This window comes from Nocardiopsis sp. NPDC055824, assembly GCF_053616335.1.
Genome location: NZ_JBSHDN010000156.1, coordinates 1 through 15,962, shown reverse-complemented (window position 1 = coordinate 15,962; position 15,962 = coordinate 1). Strand labels below are relative to the sequence as shown.

Below are 15,962 nucleotides of genomic sequence, written 5' to 3'. Positions count from 1 at the left end.
GGCCCCGGTCGGGGAGGTCACGCCCCGACCGGGGCCGTTCGTGCTCTCACTCAGGCGCCATGGGGCGGGCTGTGGACGCGCGGGGTCTCCACAGCCGCTCCGGCTACAGGCCGGTGACGTTGAGCAGCAGGTTGACGGTGCCGGAGGGCACGCCGCTCAGCTTGTCGGCGCTGGCGTTGGCGACGAGCCAGTCCTGGATGGTCGCCTGGTCGTCGTCGCCGACGCTGCTCTTGTAGAGCGCCGCGGCGCCGGCCACGTGCGGGCTGGCCATCGAGGTGCCGTCGTAGGAGTCGGTCCCGCCGCCGGGGACGGTCGACTCGACGTCCACGCCCGGGGCGTAGATGTCCACGTCCTCACCGAAGTTGGTGAAGTAGGCCGAGGTGTCGGTCGCGTCGGACGCCGCCACCGTGGCCACGCCGTCGGCGCCGCCCGGGGAGACGTTGCCGGCGTCCTGGCCCTCGTTGCCCGCCGCCACGGCGACGAACACGCCGGCCGCGGCGAGGTTGTTGACGGCCTCGTCCAGGGTCGGGGAGACCGGGCCGCCCAGGGACAGGTTCGCGACCGAGTTCGGACCGGCGTTCTCGGCGACCCAGTCGACGCCCGCGACGACGTCGTCGTAGGAGCCCGAGCCGTTGTCGTCGAGGACCTTGACGCCGAACAGGTCGGCGCCGGGGGCGACGCCGTAGGTGTCGGAGCCGATGGTGCCGGCGACGTGGGTGCCGTGGCCGTTGCCGTCGCCGCCGTCGCCGCCGTACGCGTCGAACGCGGACGAGGCGCGGCCGCCGAAGTCCGGGTGCGAGGCGTCGATGCCGGTGTCGATGATGTAGGCGGAGACGCCGGAGCCGTCACCGGTGGTGCTGTACGAGCCGTCCAGGGGGAGGTCCTCCTGGTCGATGCGGTCCTGGCCCCAGGTGACGGTGGTGTGCGCGACGCCGACCTCCTCGACGTAGGCGACACCGTCCTGCGCCCGCAGTTCCCGGACCTCGGAGGCGCTCAGGCTGGCCGAGTACCCGTTGAGGACCTCCTCGTAGGTGTGGTTCACCTGGTCGGAGGAGATGCCGAGGGACGACGCGCTGACGGAGGAGGCGCTGAGCGAGTCCTCCAGGACGACGAAGTAGTCGCCGCCGGCGGCGGCGTCGCTGGTGTAGAGGGGCGCGAGCTCGTCGGCGCTCGCGGAGGCGGCGCCGGAGAGAGCGAGGGGGAGGGAGAGGGCACCGGCAGCGGCGACGCTGATCGCCACACGCCGAGTGGTGTGCTTCTGCACTCTTATTCTCCTTGTTGGGGGTTTGGGAGTGGGAGGTACACAGTGAGGCATAACCGAGTGTGTTCACTCGATTGCACCCTTCCTGCGATTCGCTACCTTAGTAACCTTCTCTCCTTTATGCCAGGGTTAGAGCGAAGTTTTTTTACGTCCAACGAACACGCCGCCCCCGCCGCACGGGGCGATCGGCACCGCACCGACCTGCCCACATGCCTCAGCGCATCCGCGTGGACACAGCCCTGTAGTGGGAAAACGCCATTCACTCCGCCGCTCGCGACACCCGGTACCACCGACACTGAAACAGGGTTTTACGATCGGAAACCATTTCGTAAGAATCCGAATGTCTCCGCCTTCGTCTCGGAAAACTCCGGCGCCCCGCACACGGGTCGGCCCCGGGTGGGGGCGCCTCCGCGCTCCCCCTCGACCGGTCCGGACCGGTCCTGACCACACCTGCCGGAGGGGGCTCCCGGGAACACGGCAGGGGGCCGCCCGAAGGCGGCCCCCTGCTGCGGAGTCCCCGGTCCGCCCCTCCTTCGTCCCCCGCCGCCGGGGGACCGAGGAGGGGCGGTCCCTAGTCGGTCTTGACGACCATCCCCGCCCCGACGGTGGTGTTCGTGGCCTCGTCGATGAGGATGAACCCGCCCGTCTGCCGGTTCCGGGAGTACTCGTCGACGAACAGCGGCTGGGTGGAGCGCAGGCGCACCCTGCCGATCTCGTTCAGGGCCAGGTGGTCCGCCTGCTCGTCGCGGTGCAGCGTGTTGACGTCCAGCCGGTAGCGCAGGTCCTTGACGACGACCTTCGCCGTCCGGGTGGTGTGCTTGACGAGGAGCCTGGAGCCCTGGGTGAGCTTGCGCGCGTCCGTCATCCAGCAGACCATCGCCTCCAGGTCCTGCGTGACCGCCGGGGCGTTGTTGGGGCGGCAGATCATGTCGCCCCGGGAGATGTCGATCTCGTCCTCCAGCAGGAGGGTGACCGACATCGGCGAGTAGGCCTCCGCGACGTCCCCGTCCGCGGTGGCGATCCTGGCGATGCGCGTGTTCAGGCCGGAGGGCAGGTGGGTGACCTCGTCGCCCGGCTTCAGGACGCCGCCCGCGAGCTGGCCGGCGTAGCCCCGGTAGTCGTGCAGCTCGGGGTCGTCGGACTTGTGCGGGCGGATCACGTACTGCACCGGGAAGCGCGCGTCGATGAGGTTGCGGTCGGAGGCGATGTGCACGTTCTCCAGGTGGTGCAGCAGGGAGGGCCCGGTGTACCAGGGCATGTTCTCCGAGCGGGTCACCACGTTGTCGCCGTGCAGCGCGGAGATCGGCACGAAGGTGAGGTCGCGGGCGTCGAGCTTGGTGGCGAAGTCGCTGAACTCCGCCTTGATCTCCTCGAACCGCTCCTCGGAGTGGTCCACCAGGTCCATCTTGTTGACCGCCAGCACCAGGTGCGGGACCTGGAGCAGGGTGGTGAGGAACGCGTGGCGGCGGCTCTGCTCCTGGAGCCCCTTGCGGGCGTCCACCAGGATGATCGCCAGGTCGGCGGTGGAGGCGCCGGTGACCATGTTGCGCGTGTACTGGATGTGCCCGGGGGTGTCCGCGATGATGAAGGTGCGCCGGGGCGTGGCGAAGTAGCGGTACGCCACGTCGATCGTGATGCCCTGCTCGCGCTCGGCCCGCAGGCCGTCGGTGAGCAGCGCCAGGTTGGTGTGCTCCTCGCCGCGCGCGGCGCTGGTGCGCTCCACGGCGTCGAGCTGGTCCTCGAAGATCGACTTGGAGTCGAAGAGCAGGCGGCCGATCAGGGTGCTCTTACCGTCGTCGACGGAGCCCGCCGTCGCGAACCGCAGGATGTCGTTGTTCATGCTTGCCTGGTCCAATGTGGGAAGTGTGGGCGGCTCAACAACCGGATGGCGGAGGCGGTGGCCCCGCGCCGGAACGTCCGTCGGCTGGCGGGCGGTCGGCGGGCGGCCGGTTCCGCGGCGCCGGTGTCCGTAGGGATGGTGGAGCCCGGTGGGGCCGGGGCTGTGCCGGAGGCGTCCGGCGGGACGGGCGGGCTAGAAGTAGCCCTCCTTCTTGCGGTCCTCCATCGCGGCCTCGCTGGCGCGGTCGTCGGCCCGGGTCTGCCCCCGCTCGGTGATCCGGGTCGCGGCGATCTCCGCGATGATGTCGTCGATCTCCACCGCCGTGGACCGGACCGCCCCCGTGCACGTCAGGTCGCCGACCGTGCGGTAGCGGACGGTCTCCTGGAACGGGACCTCGGTCTCGTCGCGCCGGATGATCGGCGAGTCGGCGAGCAGGATGCCGTCCCGCTCGAAGACGCGGCGCTCGTGCGCGAAGTAGATGGAGGGCAGCTCCAGCCGCTCACGCCGGATGTAGGCCCACACGTCCAGCTCCGTCCAGTTGGAGATCGGGAAGACCCGGATGTGCTCGCCGCGGTCGATGCGGGTGTTGAACACGCTCCACAGCTCGGGGCGCTGGTTCTTGGGGTCCCACTGGCCGAACTCGTCGCGGAAGGAGAAGACCCGCTCCTTGGCCCGGGCCTTCTCCTCGTCGCGCCGGGCGCCGCCGAAGGCCGCGTCGAAGCCGTTGTCCTCGATGGCCTCCAGCAGCGCGGAGGTCTGGAGCCTGTTGCGGCTCGCCCAGCGCCCGGTGGGCTCGGAGACCTTGCCCGCGTCGATCTGCTCCTGCACCGAGGCCACCACCAGGCGCACCCCGGCCTCGGCGACCCTGCGGTCGCGGAACTCGATGACCTCGTCGAAGTTGTGGCCGGTGTCGACGTGCATGACGGGGAACGGGACGGCTCCGGGCCAGAACGCCTTCTCCGCGAGGCGGAGCATCACGATGGAGTCCTTGCCCCCGGAGAAGAGCAGCACCGGCCGCTCGAACTCCGCGGCCACCTCGCGCATGATGAAGATCGCCTCGGCCTCGAGGACGTCCAGCTGGGAGAGCTGGTAGCGCCCGGGCGCCTGCTGACTCGCCTGACCCATGAATCCGCCTTAGAGATACCGCACGGCCGACGGCGCGGGGGTCCTTCGGTCAGCCCCCCGCGTGCGGACCCGCGCTGTCCAGGTCCGCGCCGTCGCGGATGCTTGCCAACAACATACCCGACAATTCCGATCGGCATACGAGGACATCGGGGAGTAGCGGGTCGGCTACGTTGTAGCGCAGTTCGGAGCCGTCGATCCGGGAGGTGTGCAGGCCGGAGGCCCGCGCGACCGCCACCGGGGCCGCGCTGTCCCACTCGTACTGGCCGCCCGCGTGCACGTAGATGTCGGCGATGCCGAGGAGCACCGCGCAGATCTTCGCGCCCGCCGACCCCATCGGTACCACCTCGGCGCCGAGCTGGGTCGCCATCCGCTGCACGAAGGCGGGCGGCCGGGTCCGGCTGGCCGTGATGCGCAGCCGCTGGCCCGCCGGGCGCTCCTCGGGCAGCCAGGGCGGGTCGACCGTGGACAGGGTGCTGCCCTGCGCGGGGAGCGCCACGGCCCCCGCGACCAGGTCGCCGTCCTCCCACAGGGCGACGTGCACCGCCCAGTCGGTGCGGCCCGCCTCCGCGAACTCCCGGGTGCCGTCGAGCGGATCGATGATCCACACGCGCCTGGCCCGGAGCCGGGAGTGGTCGTCGGCGCCCTCCTCGGAGAGCACCGCGTCGCTGGGCCTCAGCCGGCCCAGTGCCGAGAACAGGAACTCGTGGGAGGTCCGGTCCCCCAGCGTGCGCAGCACGTCGGGTTCGTCGAAACCGTGCCGGGCGCGCAGGCGCAGCAGCAGCTGCCCCGCCTCGCCGGCCAGGTCGCGGGCCACCTCATGATCGTTTCGGATGCTCTTCACCGGCTAGTATGCTCCCGCCCCACGGATCACCGCTGACCACGTCTTCCACAGGATCTGGATGTCCAGCGTCAGCGACCAGTTTTCCACGTACCGCAGATCGAGGCGGACCGATTCCTCCCACGAGAGGTCGGACCTGCCGCTGACCTGCCACAGACCCGTCAGCCCCGGTTTGACCACCAGCCTCCGGCGGACGTCGTGCCCGTACTGGGCGACCTCCTCCGGCAGCGGCGGCCTGGGGCCGACGAGCGACATCTCCCCCCGGACCACGTTGACGAGCTGGGGAAGCTCGTCGAGCGAGTACCGGCGCAGCCATGCCCCCACGGACGTCACCCTGGGGTCGCGACGCATCTTGAACAGCACACCGTCGTGCTCGTTGCGGGGCTGGAGCATCGCCTTCAACGCCTCGGCCCCGACCACCATGGTACGGAACTTGTACACGGTGAACTCGGCGCCACCCCGGCCCACGCGGGTCTGCGTGAACAGCGCGGGGCCGCGGCCCTCCCCCCGGATGAGGACGAACAGCGCCAGGAACAGCGGGGACAGCAGGAACAGGGCGAGCGCGGCGGCGGAGCGGTCGAAGACCGACTTGAGCACGCGGCGGACGCCCGCCAGCTCGGGGTGCTCCACGTGCAGGAGCGGCAGCCCCGCGACCGGCCGGATGGAGGTCCGCGGCCCCGCGACCTCCATCAGCGCCGAAGCGACGATGATGTCGGTGCCGTTCTTCTCCAGCCGCCAGGCCAGGCGGCGCAGTTCGGCCCCGTCCATCTCGGGGCAGGCGAGGACCGCCACGGTGTCGGCCCCGACGAGGGCCGCCGCGTCGGCCGCGTCCTCGAAGGCGCCCAGGACCGGGCAGTCCTCCACCGCGTCCGTCCCCAGGCCGGCGACGGTGTCGTCCGGCGGCAGGCACACGCCGACGACGCGCATGCCGTGGTAGATCTCGTCGCGGAACCGGCGGATCAGGTCCCCCGCTGCGGCCCGGTGCCCGACGACCACGACGCCGCTCATGCACAGTCCGGAGCGCCGCCTCCGGTGCAGGGCCTTGCGGCGCGCGTACCGCAGGGCGAGGCTGACCAGGGGGACGAGCGGGAGCGCGACGAGTGCGTAGCCGCGCGCCAGGTCGAACGTGACCGCGTACGCGCCGATCGCGACGGACGCGGCGAGCGCGAGCCCGGCCGTGGCGACGCGCCGGTACTCCTCGGTGCCCACGCCGAGGAAGCGCCGGGCGTAGCCGCCGCCCAGGTAGACGAACAGGACCCACGCGAAGGGCAGGAGGAGGGACAGCAGGAGGTGGGTGGAGGCGGCGGACGCCCCCGGTGAGCCGTGGAAGCGGAGGACCGTTCCGCCCAGGGTCGCCGCGAAGGCCGCGGCGAGGTCCAGCACGACGAGGCTCACCACGTACGGCCGCGTCCAGGATGCGGAGCGCGTCCGCGGCCCGGCGCCTCCCCCGGTGAGCAGCGGACCGATCCCGGCGTCCCGTCCGCCGACGCCGTCTCCGGCGCCGGCGACGGTGCGCGCCGGCTGTTCACGGACGGCCTTCACCCCGCTGGTGACCATGCTTCCCCCAAGACCACGGCTGTGGAGCCCTACTTCGAGTCATCGCCCCGGGCGCCACTGGCATCGACGCAGAGGGCATGAGCGGGGCGTCTGGTCGGGCGCGCACTGGAACGACGACCCGAACAGTAACCAAAAGTAGTGTAAGAGTCGCGCTGTGTTGCTCATTGTCGGGCAAGAAGACCTGGTCAAGCCAAGAATGTGTCTGTTCCGAGACCCGGAACACCCCGGCGGACACGCCGGGGACGGACAGAAGTGGACCCGGGTAGGGGACGACCGAAACCGTGCGCGGGACGTGACGGCCCGCCCGGGGAACGCTGCCCCGGGGCCGGCTCCGTCAGGCGTAGGACGGGACCATCACCCCCGCCAGGCGCAGGGGGGGGCGCGGCCGACTCCTCCTCTCCCCGGCGCTGGAGGGTCCGCCCCAGCAGCAGGCGGGCGTAGGCGTCGTCCGGGGCCTCCTCGACCAGCGCCTCCAGTCCTCGCCTGGCGCGGTTGAGCTGCGCGGAGCGGTAGTGGGCGCGGGCGGCGAGCAGGCGCACGCCCTCGCCCTGGCCACCTGGCGGCTGCTGCGCCGCTGAGAACCGGGTCCGGGAGCGCGGAGGGGGAGGCCGCCCGGGTGGAGGTGTCCGGCGGCAGGAGGCGGCCCGGGGAGGAGCGGGCGGCCCGGCCAGGGCGCCCGCCACGGCGGGCGACGCGGACGGGCCCGGCGGGCGGCCCTCCGGCGGGAGGCGCGGCCGGGGCCGTCCGTGACCGCTCCCCGGCCGTCCCTCAGGCCGCGGTGTGGAAGATGTTCTGCGCCCGGCCCAGGCCGTCGCGGAGGACCGTGCGCACGGCGTCCGCGGCCCGCTCGACGTCCAGGTCCAGCTCGGCGCGCTCGGCCGCGGAGAAGTCCTTGAGCACGTACGCGGCCGGGTCCATGCGTCCCGGCGGGCGGCCCACCCCGAAGCGCACGCGGATGTACTCCGGGCTGGACAGGGACGCCGTCATCGACTTGAGCCCGTTGTGCCCGCCGGGCCCCCCGCCCTTCTTGAGCTTCAGCGCGCCGAAGTCGATGTCCATCTCGTCGTGCACCACGATGATCCGCTCGACCGGCACCTTGTAGAACCTCGCCAGGCCGGCCACCGGGCCGCCCGACAGGTTCATGAAGGTCCGGGGCTTGGCCAGGACCACCGGCACGCCCTCCAGGCGCGTCTCCACCACCTCGGCGTGCGCCTTGTGCGCCTTCCAGCGCTCGCCGCCGGCGAGCGCCCCGACCACCAGGAAGCCGGCGTTGTGCCGGTTGCCCGCGTATTTGGGGCCGGGGTTGCCCAGCCCCACGACGAGCCAGCGCTCGGCCTCGCCCATGTCCCCGCTCCCCCCTTCGGCGCTCCTGCCGCCGCTCCCGTCGGCGGTGTCGCCACCGCCGGCTTCCTTCCTGCCCGACAACGCCCTCAACCAGGTCCACATGGGGCACGACCCTACCGATACGGCGAACGCGCGGCCCCCGTGGGAACCGCGCGTTCGTCCAGATCCGTGGACAGCACCACCGCCCTACTCGGCGGCGGCCTCCTCGGTGGTCTCGGCTCCGGTCGTCGGCTCCTCCTCCACGCGGGGCGCGGAGACGGTGAGCACGAGGGTCTCGGGGTCGGTGACCAGGGTGGCGCCCGTGGGCAGCTTCAGGTCGCCGGCGGTCGGGTTGGCCCCGACCTCCAGGCCTTCGATGTCGAAGTCGACACCGGTGGGGATGTTGGTGGCCTCAGCCTCGACGGTCACGGTGACGAGCTCCTGATTGAGCACACCCGGGGCCTTGACCTCACCGGTCAGGTTCACCGAGATCTCAACCTCGACCTTCTCGCCCTTGGACACGACCAGGAGGTCGATGTGCTCAAGGAAGCCCTTGATGGCGTCGCGCTGCACACTCTTGGGCAGGGCGAGGTTGTCCTTGTCCAGGCCTTCGAGGCGGATCAGGACGTTCGGGGTCTTCAGGGCGAGCATGAGCTCGTGGCCCGGCAGGTTCAGGTGGCGGGGCTCGGTGCCGTGGCCGTAGAGGACGGCCGGCACCTTACCCGCGCGGCGGGCGCGACGGGAGGCGCCCTTGCCGAATTCCGTGCGGGGCTCGGCAGCGATACGTACCTCGGACACGACAAAACTCCTCGGGTTCAACCCCGCAGCACGGGGAACACGACTCCAGTAGTACGAACGATTCCCGCCCTCGGCGGAGAATGCGGCGGGGTCTCCCCTCAGGCAGGGGACGCGACCGCCCTGGTTCCAGGCGTGCCCGGCGAGCCGTCACCGGACCCGTCCGGCCCGGGAACGCTCGTCGCGCACCCCTGCCCGTGCTCCTGAGCGAAGCCGAACACGACTCCACCTGGGCACGGGGACACTCGGTCAAGTCTACTGGCTTCACCGACGACTCAGAACACGCCCCGTCGGCGGGCGCCTCCCGGACCGGGAGGCCGTCAACGGGGCGCGCGGGACTTGGCGGGAACTTGGCGCGGGCCTACTCGAACAGGCTCGTGACCGAGCCGTCCGTGAAGACCTCGCTGATCGCGCGGGCCACCAGCGGGGCGATCGAGAGCTGGGTCAGCTTCTCGAAGGCACGCTCCTCGGGGACGGGGAGCGTGTTGGTGATGATCACCTCGGAGATCCGCGAGTTCTGGAGGCGCTCGGCCGCCGGGCCGGACAGCACGCCGTGCGTGGCGGCCACGATGACCTTCCTGGCCCCCTGCTCGAACAGGGCCTCGGAGGCCTTCACGATGGTGCCGCCGGTGTCGATCATGTCGTCCACCAGGACGCAGACGCGGTCCTTGACCGTGCCGACGACCTCGTGGACCTTCACCTGGTTGGCGACGTCCGGGTCGCGCCGCTTGTGGATGATCGCCAGGGGGGCGCCGAGGCGGTCCGCCCAGCGGTCGGCGGTCCGGACGCGGCCCGCGTCGGGGGAGACCACGGTGATGTCGGAGCGCTCGACCTGGCTGGCGACGTGGTCGGCCAGGATCGGCAGCGCGAAGAGGTGGTCGACCGGACCGTCGAAGAAGCCCTGGATCTGGTCCGTGTGCAGGTCGACGGCCATCATCCGGTCCGCGCCCGCGGTCCGGAACAGGTCGGTGACCAGGCGCGCCGAGATGGGCTCGCGGCCGCGGTGCTTCTTGTCCTGGCGGGCGTAGCCCAGGATCGGCGTGACCACGGTGATCCGCTTGGCGGACGCGCGCTTGAGCGCGTCCACCATGATCAGCTGCTCCATGATCGACTCGTTGACCGGGTCGGCGTGGCTCTGGATGACGAACGCGTCGCAGCCGCGGACCGACTCCAGGTACCGCATGAAGATCTCACCGTTGGCGAAGGTGTCGAACCGGGTGGGGACCACCTCGATCCCCAGCTCCTTGGCTACCTCCTCGGCCAGCCCCGGGTGTGTGCGTCCCGAGAACAGCATCAGGTTCTTCTGGCCGGTGGCCTTCATGCCGGTCACGTGTTTCTCCCCCACAGTCACTGCTTGTCGTCGGCTCTGTGCCGATCGGCCTTGTCCGCCGCCTCGGCGGAGGGCGTGCCCGGGCGCTTGCGCCGGGTCCAGCCCTCGACGTTGCGCTGGCGGTGCCCCTCGGAGATCGCCAGCGCGCCGGGCGGAACGTCGTCCCTGATCACGGTGCCCGCACCGGAGTAGGCGCCGTCGCCCACGTGCACGGGCGCGACGAAGGTGTTGTCGCTGCCGAGCCGCACGTGGTCGCCGATGACGCTCCGGTGCTTGTCCACCCCGTCGTAGTTGACGAACACGGAGGAGCAGCCGATGTTGCTGCCCACGCCGATGTCCGCGTCCCCGACGTAGGTCAGGTGCGGGATCTTGGATCCGGCGCCCACGTTCGAGTTCTTGATCTCGACGAAGGCGCCGGCCTTGGCCCGCCCGGCCAGGCGGGTGCCCGGTCGGAGGAAGGTGTAGGGGCCCACCGTGGCCCCCGGGCCGATCTCGGCCCGGTCGGCGGTCGTCTCGCGCACCTGGGCGCCCTCGCCGACGACCGTGTCCCTCAGGTCGGCGCGGGGGCCGACGACGGCGTCCTCGCCGACGACGGTGGCGCCGAGCAGGCGGGTGCCGGGCTCGAGCACGGCGTCGCGTCCGATCCGGACCTGCGCGTCCACCCACGTGGAGGCGGGGTCCACCACCGTGACGCCCGCGAGCATGTGCTCGGCGAGGAGGCGGTCGTTGAGGACGCGGCGGGCCTCGGAGAGCTGGACGCGGTTGTTGACGCCCTGCACCTCGTGCCAGTCCTCGGCGATCCAGGCGCCGACCCGGTTCCCGTCCCCGCGCAGGAGCGCGACCGCGTCGGTGATGTACTCCTCGCCCTTGGCGTTGTCCGTGGACAGGCGCTTGACGACGGCGGACAGGAGCGCTCCGTCGAACGCGTACATGCCCGAGTTGATCTCGTCGATCGCGTGCTGCTCCGGGGAGGCGTCGGCGTGTTCGACGATGCCGGTGAAGTCGCCGTCGCCGTCGCGCACGATGCGCCCGTAGCCGTGGGGGTCGGGGACGCGGGCGGACAGCACCGTGACGGCGTTGCCCTCCTTCTCGTGGGCGGCCACCAGCTCCGAGAGCGTGGAACCGCGCAGGAGCGGGGTGTCCCCGCACGTCAGGACGACGGTGCCGGCGAGCTCGGTGCCCTTGGCGGCGAGGTCCTCGACCGCCATGCGCACCGCGTGGCCGGTGCCGTTCTGCTCCTCCTGGACCGCGGTGGCGGCCTCGGGGGCGACCTCCGACAGGTGGGACCGGACCTGGTCCCGGGCGTGGCCGACGACCACGACCGAGTGGTGGGGGTCCAGTTCGCCCGCGGCCGCGAGAACGTGGCCGAGCATGCTGCGGCCGTTGAGCTCGTGGAGGACCTTGGGAAGCTTCGACTTCATTCGGGTGCCCTCGCCCGCCGCGAGGACGATGACGGCAGCCGGACGGTTCACGCTCACTGAAGGAGACCCCTCGTGATAGCTGGCATTGAACTGTCGGCTCACCCTTCGGCGGCTCGACCCGCGTGCCGCGCGGGCGGCCGTCGGATGACCAGCGGCCGACATGGGAAGGATACATGCGTGTCACAGGCGTCCTGCGGGCACGTGACGCCGGGGCGGGGAGCGGGGGCCGGGCCGGGCCTGTGGCGTCGGGTTCCGGGGCGTTCTGTGAGATGCGCCGCGCCACCGGGCCGGGCCCGGCGCCGGGGCGCCCGGGGCGTCCGGGCGCAAGGGCCGGGGTTTCCCTCGCGCGCACGGGGATAGGGGCGGGGAAGGGAACGGGTGGAAGGCTCCCGGACCAGGGCTCGAACCTGGACGATGGGGACCAAAACCCCACATGCTGCCGATTACATCATCCGGGAAGGCAGGGGGCGCGCACACGTCGCGCCCGTACGCCAGGCACCAACATAGCGCCTCCGGTGGAGGGCTTGCCAAACCTACGGGGTCGTAGGTTACGGTTACGTAGGAATAGGTTGGGCCGTCGCGACGGGTGCTCCGCGCCTCTCGGACACCGTCCGACCGCGAGGACCCTGCCGTGACGACGAGGTGTGTACGACCATGACCACTGCTGCCGAGCTACCGACCGAGAACGCCGAGGGGAAGCGCGAGGCGATCCCCGAGTACGAGCCGGAACTGCGGGGCAGGGCCGAGCGCTTCACCGTCTTCGCGTTCGTCTTCGTCCCGCTCATCGCCCTGCTCGCCTCCGTCCCCTTCTTCTGGGGATGGGGCCTGAGCCTCACCGACATCGCGATCGCGTCGGTCTTCTACCTCATCAGCGGCCTAGGCATCACGGTCGGCTTCCACCGCCACTTCACCCACGGCTCCTTCAAGGCCAACCGCCCGCTGCGGATCGCGCTCGCGGTCGCCGGCTCGCTGGCCATCGAGGGCAGCGTCATCAAGTGGGTGGCCGACCACCGCCGCCACCACAAGTACGCCGACGCCGAGGGCGACCCGCACTCGCCGTGGCGCTTCGGGGACGACTGGAAGTCCGTCGCCAAGGGCCTGTACTACGCGCACATGGCCTGGATGTACCTGGACGACAAGAAGACCTCTCCGCGCCGCTTCGCCCCGGACCTGCTCAAGGACAAGGACATCGTCCTCGTCGACAAGCTGTTCCTGCCGATCGTGCTCTTCTCCCTCGGCGCCCCCGCCCTCATCGGCGGCCTCGTGACCATGTCCTGGTGGGGCGCGTTCACCGCGTTCTTCTGGGCGAGCCTGGTCCGCGTGGCACTGCTGCACCACGTCACGTGGTCCATCAACTCCATCTGCCACACCATCGGCGAGGAGAACTTCGAGGTGCGCGACCGCTCCCGCAACGTGTGGTGGCTCGCCATCCCGTCGTTCGGCGAGTCCTGGCACAACCTGCACCACGCGGACCCGACCTGCGCGCGCCACGGCGTGCTCAAGGGCCAGATCGACATCTCCGCCCGCGTGATCTGGGCGTTCGAGAAGCTCGGCTGGGCCACGAAGGTCCGCTGGCCCAACAACGACCGGCTCGCCGCCAAGCGGGTCAAGGTCTAGGATCGATAGCCATCATGGGAGCAGCCGACAGCGAGCAGAAGGTCCGCGTGCGCCGCAAGCGCATGACGGGCAAGGAGCGTCGGCAACAGCTGTTGGAGATCGGCCGGGAGCTGTTCGCCGAGCGCGGGTTCGACGCGACCTCCGTCGAGGAGATCGCCGCACGGGCCGGGGTGTCCAAGCCCGTCGTGTACGAGCACTTCGGCGGCAAGGAGGGGATCTACGCGGTCGTGGTCGACCGTGAGATGCGCACCCTCCTGGAGATGATGGGCGAGGCCCTCACCGCCGACAGCGCACGGGGCAAGATCGAGAAGGCTGCGCTGGCCCTGCTGCGCTACGTGGAGGAGAACACGGTCGGGTTCCGGGTGCTGACCCGCGACTCCCACGTGGCCTCCGGCACGGGAAGCTTCGCCAGTCTGATCAACGACATCGCCAGCCAGGTCGAGCACATCATGGTCGACGAGTTCGCCGAACGCGGCTACGACCCGGCACTCGCCCCGATGTACGCGCAGGCCCTGGTGGGCATGTGGGCGCTGACGGGCCAGTGGTGGCTCGAGGTGCGCAGGCCCAAGCGCGAGGTGGTCGCCGCGCACCTGGTCAACCTGGCCTGGAACGGGCTCGCGAGCCTGGAGCCCAAGCCGAGGCTGCAGACGAGGCGGCGGGGCGGGGGCTGACCCCCGTCCCCCGGCGCACCGGGGGACGGGTCCGCCGCGGCCCGTCCCCCGTGCTGCTGCCGCGAGCGGGACGCGGGAAGTGCGGCATACCCGCCCCACTATCTTGATGTCAAGAGATAGGCTGTCCCCATGCGCGATGAGGTGGATGGGCTGATCGAGGCGTGGCGCTCCCAACGCCCGGACGTGGACGTGACACCCCTGGAGGTGTTCAGCCGTGTGTCCCGGCTCGCACGCCACCTGGACCGCGCCCGGCGCACGGTCTTCACCGAGCACGCACTGGAGCCCTGGGAGTTCGACGTGCTCGCGGAGCTGCGCCGCTCCGGTCCCCCGTACGAGCTGAGCCCCGGACGGCTGCTGCGCGCCACCCTGGTGACCTCCGGGACCATGACCAACCGGGTGGACAGGCTGGCCGCCGCCGGCCTGGTCAAGCGCCGCCCCGACCCCGACGACAAGCGCGGGGTGCTGGTCCGGCTCACCGAACGCGGCGCCGAGCGCATCGACGCCGCCCTGGAGTCGCTCCTCAGCTACGAGGAGACGCTTCTGGCCCCCATGCCCGACGGCGACCGGCAGCAGCTGGCATCGTTGCTCAGATGCCTTCTGGCCCCCCTCGACAGGGACCCCTCCCGACCGCAGGGCTAGGGCTCGTTCCGCGGAACGTCCCGGGCTCGCGGCGATCGGCGCGAGCGCCGGGACCGCCGGAGGCATCCCCCGCCCCCGGCGGTGTCCGCCCCCACCAGGAGCGCTGCCGGGCGCGCACCGCGTTTCGGGCTCCGGCGGGAGAGAACGGCGTGAGAGCTCGGCGGCCCGCCCCCGCCGCCGCGTGCGGGTCCCTCCTCCGTCCCGGAGAGCGCTCCGAACGGTCGCGGCGGTCCGGGCCCCGAGGCCGGCCCGCTGAGAGACATCTCCCACCCGGACGCTCGACGCGGACCCGCGGCGGCTGGCATCGTGGCCCGGACGCCTTCCGGTTCCCCCACGTGAAGGGCCCGGCGGCACCCGGGAAGGGCGGCGCGCCCGCCCACCGGGCAGCCCCGGGCACGTACCTGCAACCGACCCGGGTGGGAGACAGAGAGTGCGAATCCGCTGGATCGCGGTGACGGCCGTCGCAGTGCTGGCGGCGGGGTGCGCGGGCACCGACGGAGAAGGGACGGCGGCGCCGGGGACCCCCGGCGCCGAAGGGGGCTACTACCTGTCCCTGGGCGACTCGCTGGCCGTGGGCGTGCAGCCCGACGAGGACGGGACGCCCGTCGAGACCGAGGAAGGGTACACGGACGTCCTGTACCGCACCCTGCTCGACGACGACCCCGGCCTCCGGCACGAGCGCATGGGCTGCGCGGGCGAGGACACGACCACGTTCATGGAGGGCGGCCTGCCCGACTGCGAGGAGCGCTACGACGACGGTGAGCAGCTCCGGGCCGCCGAGGACTTCCTCGCGGAGCACGAGGGCGAGGTGGACCTGGTGACCCTCACCATCGGGGCGAACAACTTCACCCGCTGCGTGCAGGGGGTGAACGCGCCGGACGGCCGCGCGGACAGCTCCGAGGACATCGACATCGACGCGGAGTGCGTGGCCGACGGCCTCGACCGCCTGGAGGACGAGGTGCCCGAGATCGCCGAGCGGCTGCGCGCCGCGGCCGGCCCGGACACCCGGATCGTCGCGATGACCTACTACAACCCGTTCCTCGCCTTCCTCCTGCTCGACGACGACCCCGCCGGGCAGGCCGCCGCGTCCGCGGAGGAGGCCGAGGAGGTCTTCCCCGAGCACGAGGCGCGGGGCGGGCTCGCCGAGGAGGCCGTGGAGATCCTCACCGAGGTCAACGGGACGCTCACCGAGGCCTACGAGGCCGAGGGCATCGAGGTCGCGGACGTGGACTCCGTCTTCCAGGCCACCAACAGGGAGGTGCCCGAGGACAGCGGGACCGGCATGCCCGCGAACCTCCAGAACGTGTGCGACCTGACCTGGATGTGCGACGCGGAACGGGGCCCGGACATCCACCCGAACGAGCAGGGCGCGCGGGAGATCGCCTCCGTCTTCGCGGAGGAGGTGCGCTGAGGGGCGCTCCGCCCGCGTGCGGACCCGGCCGGGCGTCCCCTCTCACGGGGGATCGGCGGACTCGCCGGAGGCGCACCTGGCGGACACGCTCGTCGCGGGCGTCGGGGTGTGCGACCCGGCCGCGGTCGAGGTGC

13 protein-coding genes are annotated in these 15,962 nt (G+C 71.6%); 4 read left to right on the top strand and 9 right to left on the bottom strand.

Features of this window, described 5'->3' with window-relative positions:
• Window positions 1–103: 103 nt before the first annotated feature.
• The 9 genes from ACWGL3_RS24290 to glmU all read right to left on the bottom strand — a co-directional run bounded on the left by ACWGL3_RS24290 (window position 104) and on the right by glmU (window position 11,547).
• A complete protein-coding gene (locus ACWGL3_RS24290) occupies window positions 104–1,264 on the bottom strand; it encodes a S8 family peptidase (RefSeq protein ID WP_267948124.1) in 1,161 nt (386 codons plus the stop codon).
• A 568-nt stretch (window positions 1,265–1,832) separates the two neighbouring features.
• A complete protein-coding gene (cysN, locus tag ACWGL3_RS24285) occupies window positions 1,833–3,101 on the bottom strand; it encodes a sulfate adenylyltransferase subunit CysN (protein WP_267950246.1) in 1,269 nt (422 codons plus the stop codon).
• Between the two features lie 192 nt (window positions 3,102–3,293).
• A complete protein-coding gene (gene cysD, locus ACWGL3_RS24280) occupies window positions 3,294–4,226 on the bottom strand; it encodes a sulfate adenylyltransferase subunit CysD (protein WP_267948123.1) in 933 nt (310 codons plus the stop codon).
• Between the two features lie 49 nt (window positions 4,227–4,275).
• On the bottom strand, window positions 4,276–5,067 hold the full coding sequence (locus ACWGL3_RS24275) for a 3'(2'),5'-bisphosphate nucleotidase CysQ (protein ID WP_344178913.1): 792 nt from the start codon (window positions 5,065–5,067) through the stop codon (window positions 4,276–4,278).
• A 3-nt stretch (window positions 5,068–5,070) separates the two neighbouring features.
• Window positions 5,071–6,621 carry a sugar transferase gene (locus ACWGL3_RS24270; RefSeq protein WP_452461823.1) on the bottom strand — a complete coding sequence of 517 codons (1,551 nt, stop codon included), beginning with the start codon at window positions 6,619–6,621 and terminating at the stop codon, window positions 5,071–5,073.
• Window positions 6,622–7,389: 768 nt separating this feature from the next.
• The gene (pth, locus tag ACWGL3_RS24265) at window positions 7,390–7,965 is read right to left on the bottom strand and encodes an aminoacyl-tRNA hydrolase (RefSeq protein WP_267948118.1); all 576 of its coding nucleotides are present in this window, start codon (window positions 7,963–7,965) and stop codon (window positions 7,390–7,392) included.
• A gap of 186 nt (window positions 7,966–8,151) precedes the next feature.
• A complete protein-coding gene (locus ACWGL3_RS24260) occupies window positions 8,152–8,742 on the bottom strand; it encodes a 50S ribosomal protein L25/general stress protein Ctc (RefSeq protein WP_267948117.1) in 591 nt (196 codons plus the stop codon).
• Between the two features lie 358 nt (window positions 8,743–9,100).
• Entirely contained in the window at window positions 9,101–10,069 is a 969-nt protein-coding gene (locus ACWGL3_RS24255) for a ribose-phosphate diphosphokinase (protein WP_276567185.1), read from the bottom strand.
• Between the two features lie 17 nt (window positions 10,070–10,086).
• Window positions 10,087–11,547 (bottom strand): bifunctional UDP-N-acetylglucosamine diphosphorylase/glucosamine-1-phosphate N-acetyltransferase GlmU, encoded by a 1,461-nt coding sequence (gene glmU, locus ACWGL3_RS24250; RefSeq protein WP_267948116.1) that lies wholly within the window; start codon window positions 11,545–11,547, stop codon window positions 10,087–10,089.
• A gap of 597 nt (window positions 11,548–12,144) precedes the next feature.
• Between glmU and ACWGL3_RS24245 the strand changes: the two genes are divergently transcribed.
• From ACWGL3_RS24245 to ACWGL3_RS24230, 4 genes are all read left to right on the top strand, one after another.
• Window positions 12,145–13,107 (top strand): acyl-CoA desaturase, encoded by a 963-nt coding sequence (locus ACWGL3_RS24245; RefSeq protein ID WP_267948115.1) that lies wholly within the window; start codon window positions 12,145–12,147, stop codon window positions 13,105–13,107.
• 14 nt (window positions 13,108–13,121) lie between these two features.
• Complete coding sequence (locus tag ACWGL3_RS24240) at window positions 13,122–13,778, top strand: TetR/AcrR family transcriptional regulator (protein WP_267948114.1); 657 nt, start codon at window positions 13,122–13,124, stop codon at window positions 13,776–13,778.
• A gap of 129 nt (window positions 13,779–13,907) precedes the next feature.
• Window positions 13,908–14,417, top strand: a complete 510-nt coding sequence (locus ACWGL3_RS24235) for a MarR family winged helix-turn-helix transcriptional regulator (RefSeq protein ID WP_267948113.1) — start codon at window positions 13,908–13,910, stop codon at window positions 14,415–14,417.
• 445 nt (window positions 14,418–14,862) lie between these two features.
• Window positions 14,863–15,828: an SGNH/GDSL hydrolase family protein gene (locus ACWGL3_RS24230; protein WP_267950244.1), complete on the top strand. Its 966-nt coding sequence runs from the start codon at window positions 14,863–14,865 to the stop codon at window positions 15,826–15,828.
• Window positions 15,829–15,962 lie beyond the last annotated feature (134 nt).

Coding starts and splice junctions, on each gene's coding strand:
- cysN (WP_267950246.1), bottom strand. CDS start 3,101: ATGAACAACGACATCCTGCGGTTCGCGACGGCGGGCTCCGTCGACGAC.
- cysD (WP_267948123.1), bottom strand. CDS start 4,226: ATGGGTCAGGCGAGTCAGCAGGCGCCCGGGCGCTACCAGCTCTCCCAG.
- ACWGL3_RS24270 (WP_452461823.1), bottom strand. CDS start 6,621: ATGGTCACCAGCGGGGTGAAGGCCGTCCGTGAACAGCCGGCGCGCACC.
- pth (WP_267948118.1), bottom strand. CDS start 7,965: ATGGGCGAGGCCGAGCGCTGGCTCGTCGTGGGGCTGGGCAACCCCGGC.
- ACWGL3_RS24245 (WP_267948115.1), top strand. CDS start 12,145: ATGACCACTGCTGCCGAGCTACCGACCGAGAACGCCGAGGGGAAGCGC.
- ACWGL3_RS24240 (WP_267948114.1), top strand. CDS start 13,122: ATGGGAGCAGCCGACAGCGAGCAGAAGGTCCGCGTGCGCCGCAAGCGC.
- ACWGL3_RS24235 (WP_267948113.1), top strand. CDS start 13,908: ATGCGCGATGAGGTGGATGGGCTGATCGAGGCGTGGCGCTCCCAACGC.